The sequence below is a fragment of the Stenotrophomonas sp. GW821-FHT01H02A genome (genome assembly GCF_059422145.1).
In genome coordinates this window covers 306,845-323,577 of the sequence record NZ_JBWKWI010000002.1, presented here as the reverse complement: position 1 = coordinate 323,577, position 16,733 = coordinate 306,845, and the positions used below count along the sequence as shown (strand labels likewise).

At 67.6% G+C, this 16,733-nt stretch carries 12 protein-coding genes; 8 read left to right on the top strand and 4 right to left on the bottom strand.

Features of this window, described 5'->3' with window-relative positions; genetic code table 11:
• Positions 1-34 precede the first annotated feature (34 nt).
• The 4 genes from prpF (at position 35) to pbpC (ending at position 10,185) form a co-directional block, all read left to right on the top strand.
• Positions 35-1,219, top strand: a complete 1,185-nt coding sequence (prpF, locus tag AC07WC_RS04825; RefSeq protein ID WP_495208987.1) for a 2-methylaconitate cis-trans isomerase PrpF — start codon at positions 35-37, stop codon at positions 1,217-1,219.
• A gap of 19 nt (positions 1,220-1,238) precedes the next feature.
• Positions 1,239-2,696, top strand: coding sequence for a bifunctional 2-methylcitrate dehydratase/aconitate hydratase (locus tag AC07WC_RS04820; protein ID WP_495208986.1), 1,458 nt, complete (start codon positions 1,239-1,241; stop codon positions 2,694-2,696).
• A gap of 140 nt (positions 2,697-2,836) precedes the next feature.
• Positions 2,837-7,756 (top strand): alpha-2-macroglobulin family protein, encoded by a 4,920-nt coding sequence (locus tag AC07WC_RS04815; protein WP_495208985.1) that lies wholly within the window; start codon positions 2,837-2,839, stop codon positions 7,754-7,756.
• Positions 7,757-7,809: 53 nt separating this feature from the next.
• Positions 7,810-10,185 carry a penicillin-binding protein 1C gene (gene pbpC, locus AC07WC_RS04810; protein ID WP_495208984.1) on the top strand — a complete coding sequence of 792 codons (2,376 nt, stop codon included), beginning with the start codon at positions 7,810-7,812 and terminating at the stop codon, positions 10,183-10,185.
• A gap of 88 nt (positions 10,186-10,273) precedes the next feature.
• On the opposite strand, the gene AC07WC_RS04805 is transcribed toward pbpC, so the two are convergent.
• Together AC07WC_RS04805 and AC07WC_RS04800 are read right to left on the bottom strand one after the other, a co-directional pair.
• Positions 10,274-10,858 carry a ferritin-like domain-containing protein gene (locus AC07WC_RS04805; RefSeq protein WP_495208983.1) on the bottom strand — a complete coding sequence of 195 codons (585 nt, stop codon included), beginning with the start codon at positions 10,856-10,858 and terminating at the stop codon, positions 10,274-10,276.
• A 29-nt stretch (positions 10,859-10,887) separates the two neighbouring features.
• Positions 10,888-11,370, bottom strand: a complete 483-nt coding sequence (locus AC07WC_RS04800; protein WP_176990570.1) for a peroxiredoxin — start codon at positions 11,368-11,370, stop codon at positions 10,888-10,890.
• Between the two features lie 250 nt (positions 11,371-11,620).
• Between AC07WC_RS04800 and AC07WC_RS04795 the strand changes: the two genes are divergently transcribed.
• Positions 11,621-12,517: a DnaJ C-terminal domain-containing protein gene (locus AC07WC_RS04795; RefSeq protein WP_495208982.1), complete on the top strand. Its 897-nt coding sequence runs from the start codon at positions 11,621-11,623 to the stop codon at positions 12,515-12,517.
• 42 nt (positions 12,518-12,559) lie between these two features.
• Here the strand turns inward: AC07WC_RS04795 and pilH are convergent, their stop codons facing one another.
• Together pilH and AC07WC_RS04785 are read right to left on the bottom strand one after the other, a co-directional pair.
• A complete protein-coding gene (pilH, locus tag AC07WC_RS04790; protein ID WP_495208981.1) occupies positions 12,560-12,943 on the bottom strand; it encodes a twitching motility response regulator PilH in 384 nt (127 codons plus the stop codon).
• Positions 12,944-13,032: 89 nt separating this feature from the next.
• Positions 13,033-14,028: a YhdH/YhfP family quinone oxidoreductase gene (locus tag AC07WC_RS04785; protein ID WP_495208980.1), complete on the bottom strand. Its 996-nt coding sequence runs from the start codon at positions 14,026-14,028 to the stop codon at positions 13,033-13,035.
• A gap of 176 nt (positions 14,029-14,204) precedes the next feature.
• Here AC07WC_RS04785 and hflK point away from each other — a divergent pair, with 176 nt between their 5' ends.
• From hflK to AC07WC_RS04770, 3 genes are all read left to right on the top strand, one after another.
• Positions 14,205-15,326 (top strand): FtsH protease activity modulator HflK, encoded by a 1,122-nt coding sequence (hflK, locus tag AC07WC_RS04780; RefSeq protein WP_495208979.1) that lies wholly within the window; start codon positions 14,205-14,207, stop codon positions 15,324-15,326.
• Positions 15,323-16,186 carry a protease modulator HflC gene (hflC, locus tag AC07WC_RS04775; protein ID WP_019186091.1) on the top strand — a complete coding sequence of 288 codons (864 nt, stop codon included), beginning with the start codon at positions 15,323-15,325 and terminating at the stop codon, positions 16,184-16,186. Before hflK ends, hflC begins: the two co-directional genes overlap by 4 nt.
• Before the next feature lie 69 nt (positions 16,187-16,255).
• The gene (locus AC07WC_RS04770; RefSeq protein ID WP_495208978.1) at positions 16,256-16,441 is read left to right on the top strand and encodes a DUF2065 domain-containing protein; all 186 of its coding nucleotides are present in this window, start codon (positions 16,256-16,258) and stop codon (positions 16,439-16,441) included.
• The last annotated feature ends 292 nt before the right edge of the window (positions 16,442-16,733 follow it).

Genomic DNA, 16,733 nt, shown 5'->3' with positions numbered 1-16,733 from the left:
CTCGTCCCCATCCATCCTGCACGGACATGATTTCATGACCCATCTCCCCCAGCTTCGCATCCCTGCCACCTACCTGCGCGGCGGCACCAGCAAGGGCGTGTTCTTCAAGCTGACCGACCTGCCTGCCGCCGCACAGCTGCCTGGCCCGGCGCGCGATGCGCTGCTGATGCGCGTGATCGGCTCGCCCGACCCGTATGGCAAGCACACCGATGGCATGGGCGGCGCGACCTCCAGCACCAGCAAGTGCGTGATCATCTCCGCGCCGTCGGTGCCGGATCACGACGTGGACTACCTGTACGGCCAGGTCTCGATCGATACGGCGTTCGTGGACTGGAGCGGCAACTGCGGCAACCTCAGCACCGCGGTGGGGCCGTTCGCGATCAGCAACGGACTGATCGATCCGGCCCGGATCCCGCACAACGGCCTGTGCACCGTGCGGATCTGGCAGGCCAACATCGGCAAGACCATCCTGGCGCATGTGCCGATCGTGGAGGGCCAGGTGCAGGAAGACGGTGATTTCGAACTGGATGGCGTGACCTTCCCGGCCGCCGAGATCCAGCTGGAGTTCCTGGATCCGTCCGATGATGGCGAGGGCGGGGCGATGTTCCCGACCGGCAACCTGGTCGATACGCTCGACGTGCCCGGCGTGGGCAGCTTCCAGGTGACGATGATCACCGCCGGCATTCCCACCATCTTCCTCAATGCGGCCGACCTGGGCTACACCGGCACCGAACTGCAGCCGGCGATCAATGAAGACAAGGCGGCGCTGGCACGCTTCGAGGCGATCCGCGCCCACGGCGCGGTGCGCATGGGGCTGATCGAGACCATCGAGCAGGCCGCGACCCGCCAGCACACGCCGAAGGTCGCGTTCGTCGCCCCGGCGCAGGACTACGTGTCCTCCAGTGGCAAGCAGATCGCGGCCGCTGCCATCGATCTGCACGCGCGCGCGCTGTCGATGGGCAAGCTGCACCACGCGATGATGGGCACTGCCGCAGTCGCCATCGGCACTGCCGCCGCGATCCCGGGCACGCTGGTGAACCTGGCCGCCGGTGGTGGTGAGCGCGAATCGGTGAGCTTCGGTCATCCCTCCGGCACCTTGCGCGTGGGCGCGCAGGCGGCCCTCGTTGACGGGCAGTGGACGGTCACCAAGGCCATCATGAGCCGCAGTGCCCGCGTATTGATGGACGGTGCCGTACGGGTGCCTGCCACGACGTTGTAACCCCAACAGGAGAATCACGATGTCCGGTCATGACAGCCACAGCAACCAGCGTCCCGCATGGGACACGGTCCTGACCGACATCGTCGATTACGTCCGCGACTACCAGGTCAGCTCGCCGCTCGCGTACACCACCGCGCGGCACTGCCTGATCGATACGCTGGGCTGCGGGCTGGCCGCGCTCTCGTTCCCGGCCTGCAGCAAGCTGCTCGGGCCGCTGGTGCCCGGGATGCGGGTGATCAACGGCGCGCGCGTGCCAGGGACGCGCTTCGAGCTTGATCCGGTGCAGGGCGCCTTCAACATCGGCGCGATGATCCGCTGGCTGGATTTCAACGACACCTGGCTGGCGGCGGAGTGGGGGCACCCATCCGACAATCTCGGCGGCATTCTCGCCACCGCCGATTGGCTCAGCCGCAATGCCGAGGCGCTGCGCCGCGCCCCGTTGACCATGCGCGATGTGCTTGCGGCGATGGTCAAGGCGCATGAGATCCAGGGCTGCCTGGCGCTGGAGAACGCCTTCAACCGGGTCGGGCTGGATCATGTGGTGCTGGTCAAGGTTGCCTCCACGGCCGTGGTATCGCACATGCTCGGGCTGGATCGCGAGCGCATGCTCAATGCGTTGTCGCTGGCCTGGGTGGATGGGCAGTCGCTGCGCACTTACCGGCACGCGCCCAACACCGGCTCGCGCAAGAGCTGGGCGGCGGGCGACGCCACCAGCCGGGCGGTGCGCCTGTCGTTGATGGCCGCGGCCGGGGAGATGGGCTACCCCAGCGCGCTGACCGCGCCGACCTGGGGCTTCTACGACGTCTCCTTCGGCGGGCAGCCGTTCCGCTTCCAGCGGCCTTACGGCAGCTACGTGATGGAGAACGTGCTGTTCAAGATCAGCTCTCCGGCCGAGTTCCATGGCCAGACGGCGGTCGAAGCGGCGATGCAGCTGCATGCCCGGATGCGTGCCGAGGGTCGGCACAGCGAGGACATCGCGCAGATCACCCTGCGCACCCAGCAGGCCTGCCTGCGCATCATCGATAAACCCGGCCCGCTGCATAACCCGGCCGATCGTGACCACTGCGTGCAGTACATGGTGGCGATCGGACTGATCTTCGGTCGGCTGGTCGCCGAGGACTACGAAGATGATGTGGCGGCCGATCCGCGCATCGATCCGCTGCGGGCGAAGATCACCTGCGTGGAAGCGCCGCAGTTCACGGCCGACTACCTGGACCCGGACAAGCGCAGCATCGCCAACGCGCTGCAGGTGACCTTCGCCGACGGCAGCACGATGGACGCAGTCGTCGAGTACCCGCTCGGCCATGCGCGTCGCCGGGCCGAGGGCATCCCGCTGCTGGAGGACAAGTTCCGCCGTCATCTGGCCGGGGCGTTTCCGACCGTACAGCAACGCCAGATTCTCGATGCCTCGCTGGATCCGGTGGCGCTGGAAGCGATGCCGGTGCACGAGTACATGGACCTTTACGTAGCCCGGTAGAGCCGAGCGTTGGTCGGCTGCCCGTTGCTGCGCCCTCGCTGCGCTCCTGCCCCGGCCAAGAGGCCGGGCAGCCCCGGCACCCGCCCCCGGGCGGACCGGGACGGCCCGTATACTGGCCGCCTTGTTCAAGGAGTGACGTCATGGCTAGCCGCAGTCGGTTCGGGCAGTGGAGCTGGAAGGGAATCGCGGGCCTGGCGCTGGTCGCCGGCCTGGCCATCGGCGCCGGGGGCTGCAAGCGCAACGACAGCGGCCAGCTGCCGGCACCGTCCGGTGCGCCGATCGCGGCCAAGGCCGAGGCCGTCACCGAGTTCACCCTGGTCCGGGCCTACCCCGACCAGAAGAGTGATGGCCTGTCGCTGGCGCTGGAGTTCTCGCGCCCGCTGGTCGGCACCCAGGATTTCGACGCGCTGGTCCGCTTCGCCGAGAAGGTCGGCACCGAGGACAGCAGCTGGTCGCTGTCCGATGACGGCAAGACCCTGCGCTATCCGTTCGTGGAGGCGGCCAAGGAATACTCGCTGATCGTCTCGCCGGATCTGCTCGCCGCCGATGGCAGCCGGATCGGCAAGGAGCTGCGCCAGAAGGTCTTCACCGGCGAGCTCAAGCCGGTGGCCGGCTTCGCCTCGCAGGGCAGCGTGCTGCCGGCCAAGGACAGCCGTGGCCTGCCGGTGGTCTCGGTCAACGTGCCGGAAGTGGACGTGGAGTTCCTGCGCGTGCGCGAGAAGGAACTGCCGAACTTCTTCAGCCAGTACCAGCGCGGCGGCCGCCGTGGCAGCTGGGAGCTGGACAGCGACTACGGCGACAAGACCCCGATGTCGCAGCTGGCCGAGCCGGTCTACGTCAACCGCTTCGTGATCGGCGGCAAGCAGAACGAGCGCGTGCTCACCTACCTGCCGACCCAGGACATCAAGGAGCTGCAACAGCCGGGCCTGTACTTCGCGGTGATGAAGCGCAGCGGTTCATTCGAAGGTGAGTACGACACCGCCTTCTTCACCGTCAGCGACATCGGCCTGCATACGCGCGCCTACAAGGACAAGCTGTTCGTGCACACCGCCTCGCTGCAGAGCGGAGCGTCGCTGAAGAAGATCGAGCTGCGCATCCTGGATGGCAAGGGCGAGGTGGTGCTCAAGGGCGCGACCGACGGCAACGGCAATGCGCTGCTGAACTACACCCTCGATGCCAGCCACGTGCTGATCGCCAGCAGTGGTGGCGATACCTCGATGCTGCCGTTCAACCAGCCTGCGCTGGACCTGAGCGAGTTCGCCGTGGCCGGGCGCGACAATGCCTGGTTCGACGTGTTCACCTGGTCCGGCCGCGATCTGTACCGCCCGGGCGAAACGGTGCGCATCTCCGCGCTGCTGCGTGACAACGACGGCAAGCCGGTCAAGCCACAGCCGGTGTTCCTGCGCCTGAAGCAGCCCGACGGCAAGACCTTCCGCGAGACCCGCCTGACCCCGGGCGAGCAGGGCTACTTCAGCTTCGAACAGCTGATTCCGGCCGAGGCGCCGACCGGGCGCTGGCAGGTGGAGTTCCGTACCAACCCGGCCAGCAAGGAAGCGATCCAGGGCATGACCCTGCGCATCGAGGAGTTCCTGCCCGAGCGCATGAAACTGGACCTGGACAGCGCCGAGAAGACGCTCAAGCCCGGCGAGCCGCTCAAGCTGCAGGCCAACGCTGCGTATCTGTACGGTGCGCCGGCCGACGGCAACCGCTTCACCGCACGCCTGGCCGTGGCAGCCGAGCAGTCGCCGGTCGAGTCGCTGCCCGGCTATTTCTTCGGCGACCCGACCACCGCGCTGCCGCGCGAGGCGCGTGACGTCATCGATACGGAATTCCCGGCCGACGGCAAGCTGCGCCAGGATGTGGAGCTGCCGGCCGAGGTGAAGCCGACCGCCCCCATCGCCGTGGTCCTGTCCGGCAGTGTGTATGAAACCGGCGGCCGCACCGTGACCCGCACCCTGAAGCGGGTGATGTGGCCAGCGGCCGCCTTGGTGGGCGTGCGTCCGTTGTTCGATCCCAAGGACGGCGCGGACGCCAACAGCAACGCGCGCTTCGAGCTGATGCGCGTGGACGCGGCGGGCAAGCCGCAGCCGGCCAAGGGCCTGAAGGTCACGCTGGTGCGCGAGCTGCGTGACTACCACTGGACCTTCAACGACAACCGCTGGGATTACGACTTCACCCGTCGCTTCGAGAACAAGGACACCCGCACCGTCGATGCCGGCAGTGCGGCGGTCGGTGTTGATTTCCCGGTGGAGTGGGGCGAGTACCGGCTGGACGTGTTCGACCCGGCCACCGGGCTGACCAGCCGCTATCCGTTCAACGCCGGCTGGAGCTGGAACGACGACAACCGAGGTCTGGATGCACGCCCGGACAAGGTCAAGCTGGCCCTGGACAAGACCGGCTACAAGGCCGGCGATACCGTGCGCGTCACCGTGACCCCGCCGCATGCCGGCAAGGGCGTGCTGATGGTCGAGAGCGACAAGATGCTCTACGTCCAGGATATCGACGCCAAGCCGGGCAGCACCTACGACATTCCGGTCACCGCCGAGTGGGAGCGTCACGACGTCTACATCACCGCGTTGGTGTTCCGCGGCGGCAGTGCGCCGAGCAAGATCACCCCGGCCCGGGCGGTTGGCGTGGTGCATGTGCCGATGGACCGCAAGGCACGCCAGATCGCGGTCGGCCTCGTGGCACCGAAGCAGATGCGCCCGGAACAGACCCTGCCGGTCACCGTGAGTGCCCCGCAGTTGGCCGGCAAGGTCGCGCACGTGACCGTCTCGGCCGTGGACGTGGGCATCCTCAACATCACCCGCTTCCCGGTGCCCGATGCCGCCGCGCACTTCTTCGCACAGCGCCGTCTCGGCGTGGATGCCTATGACATCTACAGCCGCGTGATCGAGAGTTTCGACGGCAGCAGTGGCAAGCTCAAGTTCGGCGGCGACATGGCGCTGGCGGCGATGCCGCAGGCCAAGCGCCCGACCGCGCGCGTGCAGACCGTGGACCTGTTCTCCGGGCCGGTGAAGCTCGACGCCAAGGGCATTGCCCGGATCGCGCTGAAAGTGCCGGATTTCAACGGCACCCTGCGCGTGTCGGCGCTGGTGTATGCCGATGATCAGTACGGCAAGCGTGACGTGGAGACCGTGGTGCGTGCGCCGATCCTGGCCGAAGCCAGCATGCCGCGCGTGATGGCCCCCGGCGACACCAGCACCGTGACCCTGGATGTGCAGAACTTCACCGGCACGCCGGGCGAGTTCAAGGTGCAGGTCGACGGCATCGGTCCACTCACCCTGGGCGAATCCAGCCGCACGCTCAAGCTCAATGCGGACGCCAAGAGCACGCTGAGCTTCCCGCTGACCGCGCGCGAGGGCTATACCGTGGCCAAGGTGCGGGTGCGGGTGGACGGCAACGGTTTCAAGGTCGATCGCCGCTATGACCTGCCGGTCCGCGCGGCGTGGCCGCAGGTGCTGCGCGCGCAGACCCGCACACTGGATCCGCTGGCCGCCGTCACCCTGGAAACCGGGCTGGCCGACGGTCTGATGAACGACTCGGTGACGGCGCGCATGCTGGTCAGCGCGCTGCCGCCGATTCCGTTCGCCAGTGCCTTGAACGGCGCGCTCAATTATCCGTATGGCTGCGCCGAGCAGACCACCAGCAAGGGCTACGCTGCGCTGATGCTGGATGAGGCGACCTCGGCCATGCTCGGGGCGGATGGGCTGGATGCCAAGACCCGCCGCGAGCGCATGGAGGGTGCCTTCGGCCGCCTGGCCTCGATGCAGGTCGCCAACGGCAACTTCTCGATGTGGGGCGACGACGGCTACATCAATCCCTGGCTGACCCCGTACATCGCCGAGTTCCTGCTCGATGCCAAGGACGCCGGTTTCGCCGTGCCGGACAACGTGCTGCAGAAGGCGCTGAACCGCCTGAGCGAAGACCTGCTCTCCGGTGGCAACCAGTTCTATGGCGAGGACCGCCGCGAGAACCTCAAGTTCGCCAACCAGGCGTATTCGGGCTACGTGCTGGCCCGGGTCAACCGTGCGCCGCTGGGGACCCTGCGCGCGCTGTACGACAACGAACGCAGCAAATCGCTGACCGGTCTGTCGCTGGTGCACCTGGGCATCGCGCTGTCGCTGCAGGGCGATCACAAGCGCGGTGATGCGGCCATTGCCGCCGGCTTTGCCAAGCGCGCGGACGACCGTCCGGCCTACTTCGGCGATTACGGCAGCGCCGTGCGCGATGACGCGCTGATGATTGCGCTGCTGCACGAGCGCAAGCTGTCCAAGCCGGCCTACGATGCACGTGCGGTCGATCTCGGCCGCGCGCTGGACGCCCGCCGCAACAGTGGCTGGATGTGGTTGAGCACCCAGGAGCAGGTGGCGCTTGCCCGCATGGGCAAGGCGCTGTCGGCCAACCAGAAGAAGCTGGTCTCCGGCGAACTGGTGGTGGGGGGCGAAAGCGAGAGCATCTCGGCACGCCGCATGTTCGGCCGCAGCTTCGACTACGCCGCGCTGGCCAAGGGCGTGCGCTTCACCCCGCAGGGGGAGCCGCCGATGTTCGCCAGCCTGGAAGTGGCCGGCATTCCGCGCAATCCGCCGGAACCGGACAGCCGCACACTGGGCGTGGAGCGCAGCTGGTACACCACCGATGGCAAGCCCTGGACGCCGCGGCCGCTGAAGGAAGGCGAGGCCCTGATCGTACGGGTCAGCGTCACCCCGAACGTGGACATGCCCGATGCGTTGCTGACCGATCTGCTTCCGGCCGGGCTGGAGATCGAGAACTTCAACCTGGGCGATGCCAAGCAGTGGGCCGATGTGGTGGTCGATGGGTTGAGCGTCAACGACCGCGGCGATGCGGCCAACATCAAGCATGAGGAGTTCCGCGACGACCGCTATGTGGCCGCGCTGAAACTCTCGCGTGGCAGCACCGCCAAGGTGTTCTACCTGGTGCGCGCGGTCACGCCGGGCACCTACCGCGTACCGCCGCCGCTGGTGGAGGACATGTACCGTCCGGACCTGCGCGGCGTTGGGCGCAGCCTCCCGGCATCGCTGACCGTGGTGCAGCCTTGATCGCAGGGCGGGCCGTCCCCGTGACGGCCCGCCCGCCTTGCTGCTGAACTGACATGACGTCTCTTTTTTCCAAGCGGTGGTGGGCGTCGGCGCTGCGCGGCATGCTGCCGTACCTGCGTTGGGGTATGGCCGCTGCGCTCACATTGCTGCTGGTGCTGGATCTCGCGTTTCCGCCACCGCTGCCCAGGCAGCGCGATACCAGTACCCTGGTGGTCGCGCGCGATGGCACACCGCTGCGCGCGTTCGCCGATGCCGACGGCGTGTGGCGCTACCCGGCCTCGGCCGACAGTGTTTCTCCGCTCTATCTGCAGGCCCTGCTGAACTACGAAGACCGCTGGTTCTGGCGGCATCCGGGCATCAACCCGTGGGGGCTGCTGCGGGCGGGCAAGCAATGGCTGTTCGAGCAGCGGATCGTTTCCGGGGGGTCAACCCTGACCATGCAGGTCGCGCGGATCCTCGACCCGCATACGCGTACGCCGTGGGGCAAAGCCAAGCAGCTGCTGCGCGCGGTGCAGCTGGAGCTGCACCTGAGCAAGGCGCAGATCCTGGCGCTGTACCTGGAGCGCGCGCCCTACGGCGGCACCATCGAGGGCGTGGAAGCGGCGAGCTGGGCCTATCTGGGCAAGCCGGCCTCGCGGCTGTCGCATGCCGAGGCGGCCTTGCTGGCGGTGCTGCCGCAGTCACCCAGCCGGTTGCGCCCGGACCGGCATCCCGAAGCCGCCCAGCGTGCCCGCGACAAGGTGCTGGAGCGGATGGTCTCGCTCGGCGTGTGGTCACGCGAGGAGGTCGACGACGCCCGCATAGAACCGGTGGTCACCCGCGCCTTGCAGCCGCCGCTGCATGCCGCATTGCTGGCCCAGCGCCTGCGTTCGGCGCAGCCGCGGGCGGCACGGATCGAAAGCACGCTGGACATCGGCCTGCAGCGCACGCTGGAAGAACGTGTGTCGTCGTACTTCTCGCAACTGCCCGAGCGCACCTCGGCGGCCCTGCTGGTGGTGGACAATCGCACCCTGGAAGCACGCGCCTATGTCGGCTCGGTAGCCTTCGGCGACAAGCAGCGTCTCGGCCATGTGGACATGGTGCAGGCGTGGCGCTCGCCGGGCTCCACGCTCAAGCCGTTCCTGTACGGCATGGCGCTGGATGACGGGTTGATCCATTCGGAAAGCCTGATGGTGGATGCACCGCAAAGCTTCGGTGGCTACCGGCCCGGCAATTTCGATGCGGCCTTCAACGGGCCGGTCAGTGCGGCGACGGCGCTGCGCTTGTCACTCAACGTGCCCGCGGTGGATCTGCTCGACCGGGTCGGCTCGGCCCGTTTCGCCGCACGCCTGTCGCATGCGGGCATCAACCTGCGCTTCCCGCACGGCAGTGCGCCCAATCTCTCGCTGATCCTCGGCGGCACCGGCGCGCGGCTGGAGGATCTGGTCGGCACCTTTGCCGCGTTCAACCGCAATGGCATCGCCGGGCGGGTGCGGTACACGGCCGAGGAGGCGGTGATCGAGCGGCGCCTGATGTCCCCCGGCGCGGCGTGGATCACCCGTGAGGTACTCGAGTCCAATCCACGCCCGGGCTATGGCACCGGCACCTTCGATGTCACCGGCCGCCCGCGCGTGGCCTGGAAGACCGGCACCAGCTACGGCTATCGCGATGCCTGGGCGATCGGCACGACGCGGCATTACACGGTGGGCGTCTGGGTAGGGCGACCGGATGGCACGCCGCTGCCCGGCCAGTACGGTGCGGTGACCGCGTTGCCGCTGATGTTCGAAGTGGTCGACAGTCTGCCGCGCCAGGCCGGCGATGCGAGCGCGGCACCGATGCCGGCGAGTGTTGCGCAGGCCGACATCTGCTGGCCCACCGGTGGCCTGGCCGAACAGACTGCAGCGACACTATGCCAACGGCAGATGCCGGCCTTCGTGCTGGATGGCGTGGTGCCGCCGACCTTTGCCGAGCGCGAGGCGCGGCTGTGGCAACCGGGGCTGCAGCGGTTCCAGGTGGATGCGCGCACTGGGCTGCGGCTGTCGCCGGAGTGCAGCCGGCCGCATGAAACAGCGCAGCGCGAGATCGCGCGCTGGCCGGCGCTGCTGTCCCCGTGGCTGCCGCAGGCCCAGCGCCAGGCCTCGCAGTTGCCTGGGTTGTCGCCGGATTGCAGCGACGATGGGCGCGAGAGCGGTGGCACCCTGCACATCGAAGGGCTCAACGACCGGGCGACCCTGGCGCGTGCACCGAATGCCGAACATGGCGTGCGCCTGCAACTGCGCGCGCTGGGCAATGAGACCACGGTGGACTGGTTGCTGGATGACCGCTGGATCGCCCGCACCGAAGGCGCACGTCTGTTCCAGCGTGATTTCGACGAGATAGGCGAGCACACCTTGACCGCGTTGGCCGCCGATGGTGCCTGGACGCAGGTCCGGTTCCGCATCCTGCGCTGACGTCGTGCCGCGCAGACCTGCAGTGCCGGCCGCTGGCCGGCACTACACGTGTGTTCGGATCCTGCGCGGAGCCGACACGCGGGCGGGGTTACTCCCCGATCCAGCCTTCGAGCAGGTCGGCGAACTCGTCGGCGTGTTCTTCTTCCTGCGCCAGGATCTCTTCGAGGATGCGCTTGGTCGTGGTGTCCTTGTCGCCCACGAAGTTGATCATCTCGCGGTAGCTGTCGATCGCGATGCGCTCGGCGATCAGGTTCTCGCGGACCATGTCGCGCAGGTCGCTGCCTTCCTTGTACTCGGCATGCGAGCGCGCGGTAAGCGTGTCCGGGTTGAGGTCCGGTTCGCCGCCGAGCTGCACGATGCGTTCGGCCAGCTTGCCGGCGTGCGCCTGTTCCTGCTGTGCGTGCTCCAGGAATTCGGCCTTGATCGAATCGGCGAGCATGCCCTTGGCCATGAAGTAATGGCGGTAGTAGCGCAGCACGCACACATACTCGGTGGCCAGCGCATCGTTGAGCAGCTTGATCACCGCTTTGCGGTCGGCGCTGTAGCTGTCGGTGATCGCGCCATCTTCGATGTCCTTGCGGGCCTTGGCGCGCAGGGTGGCGGTATCGCTGATGCCCGCGGGACGGGCGGTGTTCCCGGTGCTGCCGGGGGTGTTCTTGGCTGGCTTTGACATGGCTGGCCGGGTTCCTTTGTTGCGTGGGTCTAGCGGGGGAGATGCTCCAGCACGTACTGCGCTGAAGACACCTCGAATTTTCCGGGTTCCTCGATGAAGGTTTCGCGTACGACACCGTCTTCGACGTACAGCGCGAAGCGACGCGAGCGGATCCCCATGCCCGAGCTGCTGGCATCCATTTCCAGGCCCAGCGCACGGGTGAACTCCCCATTGCCGTCGGACAGCAGCTGCAGCCCGTCGGGCACCTGTTGGCTCTCGCCCCAGGCCTTCATGACAAACGGGTCGTTGACCGCCATGCAGAACACCTCGATGCCGCGGTGGCGGAATTCGGGGAACTGCTCGATGAAGCCGGGCAGGTGCCGGGCCGAACAGGTCGGGGTGAATGCGCCGGGCACGCCGAACAGCACCGCCTTGCGCGCATCGAACAGGGCATGGGTATCGATCGTCTCCATGCCCTCGCGGATGCGCTTGAGGGTGACTTCGGGAATGCGGTCGCCAACGTGGATGGTCATGCGGACTCCTTGGACACAGGCAGGGTAGTGAGGGGCATGGGATGGCCATGTCAACATGTTGAAAACCGGCCGTGCAGACCCATCTTCAGCGGGAAAGGCGGGCCACGGGGGCAGCGTAGCCGCCCGGGATGTCCGCCGCATTGCGCAGGATCATTCGCCCCCGGCGTCACGGTGGGCCGACCCGCAGCAGCTAGAATTGCGCGGACGGCGCCCGCCCACGCGGGTGGCCGAACTTAGTCGAGGTGTTTGGATGGAATTCAAGGATTACTACGCCACGCTCGGGGTGGAACCCACCGCGGGCGATGCTGAGATCAAGACCGCTTACCGCCGCCTGGCGCGCAAGTACCACCCGGATGTGAGCAAGGAAGCCGGGGCCGAGGACAAGTTCAAGGCGGTCAACGAGGCGTATGAGGCGCTGCGCGATCCGCAGAAGCGCGCGGCCTATGATCAGCTCAAGGCGCAGGGCTACCGGCCCGGTGAGGAGTTCCATACCCCGCCGAACTACGGCGGTGGGCAGGGCTATGATTTCGAGGAGGTGTTCGGGGGCGGCGCCGGTGGCGGCGGCTTCAGCGATTTCTTCGAAAGCCTGTTCGCGCGGCAGCGCGGCGGTGGCGGTGGCCGTGCCAGCGGCTTCGGCGGTGCCAGCCAGGGGCCGCAGCCGACCCGCGACACCCGCGCCAAGCTGTCGGTACCGCTGGAGGCTGCGTATGAGGGTGACAGCCTGCGCATCAACGTCAACGGCAAGCAACTGGACGTGCGCGTGCCCAAGGGCATCCGGCCGGGCCAGGTGATCCGCCTGGGCGGGCAGGGCACCGGTGGCGGCAATCTGCTGCTGGAAGTCGAATACGCCGAGCATCCACAATTCGAAGTGGATGGCCGCAACATTCTGTACACCCTGCAGGTCACCCCGTGGCAGGCGGCACTGGGCACCAGCATCAGCGTGCCGACCCTGGGCGGTGCGGTGGAACTGAAGGTGCCGGCCGAGTCCGATGCCGGCCGCAAGTTGCGCCTGCGTGGCCGTGGCCTGCCGGGCAACCCGGATGGCGATCAGATCGTGGAGCTGGAGATCGTCGCGCCGGCGCCGACCGATGAGGCGCAGAAGAAGGCTTACAAGACGCTGGCCAAGGCATTCGGCGAGAAGTTCTGATGGGGCAGGAGCCGACCGCGGGTCGGCTCCTGCCTGCCGGGATCAGCCCGCCGGCGGTTCCTGGTTGCTGAAGACGCGCTCCAGCACTTCCGACAGTTCGTCTTCGGAGAACGGCTTGGTGATATAGGCCTTGGCGCCCTGCCGCATGCCCCACATGCGGTCGGTGTCCTGGTCCTTGGTGGTCACCAGGATCACCGGGATGTGCTTGGTCGAGGCTTCGCGGGCCAGCGTGCGGGTCGCCTGGAAACCGTTGAGGTTGGGCATCACCACGTCCATCAGCACCAGGTCGGGCAGCTCGGCCTTGGCGGCTTCCACCCCGGCCGCGCCATCGGTGGCGGTCAGGATCTCGTGTCCGAGTTTTTCGACGATCCGCTGTATCCCCAACAGCTGCGACGGTGAATCGTCGACGATCAGAATGCGTGCCATGTTGTTCCCCGTGTGATGCCCGCAGTGTAGTGCGGGCCTCGCACCGTCGTGAAGCGTCGGGCGTGCCGTCCGTCGCCCGGCTGCCACGCTCAGTCGATCCGCACCACGGTACGGCCGCGGCCGCCGCCGGCGAGCAGGGCCTCGAACGCCGCCGGCAAGCCGTCCAGGCTGATCTCGCCGGTGCAGATCGTGTCCAGGTGCGCCGGCTTCCACTCGCCGCCCAGCTTTTCCCAGACCGCTTCGCGCAGGTCACGCGGGGCGCTGGAAGAGGACACCCCGAGCAGAGACACGCCGCGGATGATGAAGGGCATCACCGTCATCTCCAGCGTCAGACTGGCCGCCAGGCCGGCGCTGACGACCGACCCGTAGGGCACGGTCTGGGCCAGCAGGCTGGTCAGCATGCTGCCGCCGGCGTTATCCAGCCCACCGCCGAAGCGCGCCGACTCCATCGGCCGGGTGCTCGCCAGCACCTCACGCGGCAGGACCTCGCGCGCACCCAGCCCACGCAGGTAGTCGGCCTGGTCGGCCTTGCCGCTGATGGCATGCACCTCGAAACCGGCGCGGGTGAAGATGTCCACGGCCAGCGAGCCGACCCCGCCGGTGGCACCGGTCACCGCCAGCGGACCGTGGGCGGGGGTCAGCCGGTTGTCCTGCATCCTCAGCAGGGCCAGTGCGGCGGTGAAGCCGGCCGTGCCCAGGATCATCGCCTCGCGCGGGTTCAGCCCGGCCGGCTGGGGGATCACCGCACTGGCGGCCAGGCGCACATAGGGGCTGTAGCCGCCATCGCGGGTCTCGCTCAGCCCGCAGCCGGTAGCGAGCACCGCATCGCCCTCGCGGTAGGCTGGATCGGTCGAGGCCACCACGGTGCCGGCCACGTCGATGCCGCCCACCAGCGGGAAGCGCCGCAGGATCTTGCCCTTGCCGGTGCCGGCCAACGCATCTTTATAGTTGACCGAGGACCAGTGCGCGCGGATCACCACCTCGCCCGGATTGAGCTGCGCCAGCCCGATCGGTTCCAGCCCGGCGTGGTGGCCGGTATCGTCCTGGTGGATGCGGAAGGCGTTGAACCGGTCGGGAATTGCCATGAAGATGCCTGACGAGGGGGAAACCACCACCTTACCCGCTGCGGTTATGAATCGTTCCCCGAGATGCGTGACCCCTTCCAATCCTGTCGATCTGCCCCATCTAGTAGAATCGACAACGTTTTAACGGTTGACGGTGCGGGAGTGGCCCGCAGGCAACCTTACTTGATGGAGCGTGCATGGCCTGGAATACACCCGGCGGCAACAAGGGCGGACAAGGCCCCGACGAGAATCGACGTGGGCCGTTCGGTCCTCGCGGTGGCGGCAATGGCGGCGGTTGGGGCGGTCTGCCCGGTCCGCTCAAAGACCTGTTCGATGGCGGCATCCTGCGTTGGGTCGCAGTGGCTGCGGTGTTGCTGCTGCTGTTCTCCAGCTTCCAGCTGATCGGCGAACAGCAACGCGGCGTGGTCCTGCGCTTCGGCCAGTTCCACCGCATCCTGCAGCCCGGCCCGAACTTCAAGCTGCCGTGGCCGCTGGAATCGGTCACCAAGGTCAATGCCACCGAGATCAAGACGTTCAGCAGCCAGGTGCCGGTCCTGACCCGCGACGAGAACATCGTCAACGTCTCGCTCAACGTCCAGTACCGCATCGATGATCCGCGCCTGTACCTGTTCGGCTCGGTCGATGCCGACCAGGTGCTGGAACAGACCGCGCAGAGCGCGGTGCGTGAGCAGGTCGGTCGTGCCGACCTCAACAACGTGCTGAACAACCGTGGCCCGCTGGCCGTGGCCGCCGAAGAGCGCCTGCAGGCCTCGCTCGGCAGTTACCGCACCGGTCTGTCGGTGACCGGCCTGACCCTGCCCGACGCCCGCCCGCCCGAGGAGGTCAAGCCGGCCTTCGACGAGGTCAACGGTGCCCAGCAGGTCAAGGAGCGCCTGATCAACGAAGCCCAGGCCTACGCTGCCAAGGTGGTCCCGGAAGCACGCGGCCAGGCCTCGCGGGCCCGGACCACCGCCGAAGGCTACAAGCAGGCCGTGGTCGCCAAGGCCGAGGGTGACGCCGAGCGCTTCAGCCTGCTGCAGGCCCAGTACAAGGACGCCCCGGAAGTCACGCGCAAGCGTCTGTGGCTGGAAACGGTGCAGAAGGTGCTCTCGGAGAACCGCAAGATCATCGGTGGCGATGGCCGCCAGCTGATCTACGTGCCGATGCCGGGCGACAACCGCAGCAGCACCAATGCCGCCCCGGCGGTGACCCCGGAAGTCATGCTGCCGTCGCTGCCTGCCAGCACGGCCGTGGATGGCATTCGCAACACGGAGCGTCCGACGACGCGCCCGACCGGTCGTGAGGAGGGCAGCCGATGAGAAGTTCACTGTGGATTGGTCTGGCCGTAGCGGTCCTGCTGGGCCTGCTGGGTTCGGTCTACGTGGTCCGTGAGGACCAGACCGCGATGGTGCTGAACCTGGGCAAGGTGGTCCGGGCGGACATCAAGCCGGGCCTGCACTTCAAGGTGCCGCTGGTGGAAACGGTGCGCGTGTTCGATCGCCGCTTCCAGGTGCTCGATACGGCTCCGGCACGCTACTTCACCGCCGAGCAGAAGGACGTCAGCGTCGACTTCTTCGCCATCGGTTACATCTCCGACGTGCGCGCGTACTTCCGCGCGACCGGCGGCGATGCCCGCGTGGCCAACGCCCGCCTGGCTCCGATCATCACCGACTCGCTGCGCAACCAGATCAACTCGCGCTCGCTGCAGCAGCTGGTCTCCGGCGATCGCAGCGAACTGATCGCCAACCAGCTGACCGGCATCAACGAGTCGGTCAAGGCGCTCGGCATGCAGATCATCGACCTGCGCATCAAGCAGATCGACCTGCCGACCGACAGCCAGGTGATCAACGATGTGTACGAGCGCATGCGCGCCCAGCGTAAGCAGGAAGCGGCCAAGCTGCGCGCCGAGGGTGAAGAGCAGTCGCTGACCATCCGCGCCCAGGCCGACCGCGAGAGCACCGTGATCGTGGCCGAAGCCGAGCGCGACGCCCAGCAGCTGCGCGGTGCCGGCGATGCCGACGCCGCCCGCATCTACGGCAAGGCCGGCTCGGCCGACCCGTCGTTCTACGCCTTCTATCGCAGCCTGGAGGCCTACCGTGGCTCCATGACCGACGGCAACGGCGTGATCGTGCTCGACAAGAACGATCCGTTCCTGCAGTACCTCAAGAGCGATCGCTGAGGCCGCAGGCGGTCGTCATCCACGGGGACCCGGTGCAGACCGGGTCCCCGTTTTGTTTGTGGAGATGTCATGAAAGATCTGTTGTCGGCACTGTGTTTGGTCGCCGTGCTCGAAGGCCTGTTCCTGTTCGCCGCCCCGTTGGCCTGGAAGCGCATGGCCGAGCAGCTGTTGATGCTGCGCAGCAGCGCCCTGCGCGCCTGGGGCGGGGTGATCCTGCTGGCGGGGCTGACCACGCTGTGGTGGTTGAAGCATTGAGTGGGGTCCCGCCATGCGCTGTTGGGCAGTGCCGGCCGCTGGCCGGCTCCAGGCCACCCCGGGAGCCGGCCCGCGGCCGGCACTACCCCGGGCGGTCCTGACCGGCCGGTGAAGTCCGTCCGCCCCCGGGGTGGCAGCGGCCACCGGAAACCCGGATAATGCACAAAAGCCGGACGGGCACTCTGTTTCAGAGTCACCCGTCCGGCTTTTTCCGTGTCTGGGTACCCCAGCGTCGGCGCGCTCCCCGCTGGAGCCTGCCATCCCGCGCTGACCGGCCGCCCCGACATGGTCC

What these genes read in the sequence shown, in the direction of transcription:
- prpF (WP_495208987.1), top strand. Translation starts at nt 35, where the DNA reads ATGACCCATCTCCCCCAGCTTCGCATCCCTGCCACCTACCTGCGCGGC.
- AC07WC_RS04820 (WP_495208986.1), top strand. Translation starts at nt 1,239, where the DNA reads ATGTCCGGTCATGACAGCCACAGCAACCAGCGTCCCGCATGGGACACG.
- AC07WC_RS04815 (WP_495208985.1), top strand. Translation starts at nt 2,837, where the DNA reads ATGGCTAGCCGCAGTCGGTTCGGGCAGTGGAGCTGGAAGGGAATCGCG.
- pbpC (WP_495208984.1), top strand. Translation starts at nt 7,810, where the DNA reads ATGACGTCTCTTTTTTCCAAGCGGTGGTGGGCGTCGGCGCTGCGCGGC.
- AC07WC_RS04805 (WP_495208983.1), bottom strand. Translation starts at nt 10,858, where the DNA reads ATGTCAAAGCCAGCCAAGAACACCCCCGGCAGCACCGGGAACACCGCC.
- AC07WC_RS04800 (WP_176990570.1), bottom strand. Translation starts at nt 11,370, where the DNA reads ATGACCATCCACGTTGGCGACCGCATTCCCGAAGTCACCCTCAAGCGC.
- AC07WC_RS04795 (WP_495208982.1), top strand. Translation starts at nt 11,621, where the DNA reads ATGGAATTCAAGGATTACTACGCCACGCTCGGGGTGGAACCCACCGCG.
- pilH (WP_495208981.1), bottom strand. Translation starts at nt 12,943, where the DNA reads ATGGCACGCATTCTGATCGTCGACGATTCACCGTCGCAGCTGTTGGGG.
- AC07WC_RS04785 (WP_495208980.1), bottom strand. Translation starts at nt 14,028, where the DNA reads ATGGCAATTCCCGACCGGTTCAACGCCTTCCGCATCCACCAGGACGAT.
- hflK (WP_495208979.1), top strand. Translation starts at nt 14,205, where the DNA reads ATGGCCTGGAATACACCCGGCGGCAACAAGGGCGGACAAGGCCCCGAC.
- hflC (WP_019186091.1), top strand. Translation starts at nt 15,323, where the DNA reads ATGAGAAGTTCACTGTGGATTGGTCTGGCCGTAGCGGTCCTGCTGGGC.
- AC07WC_RS04770 (WP_495208978.1), top strand. Translation starts at nt 16,256, where the DNA reads ATGAAAGATCTGTTGTCGGCACTGTGTTTGGTCGCCGTGCTCGAAGGC.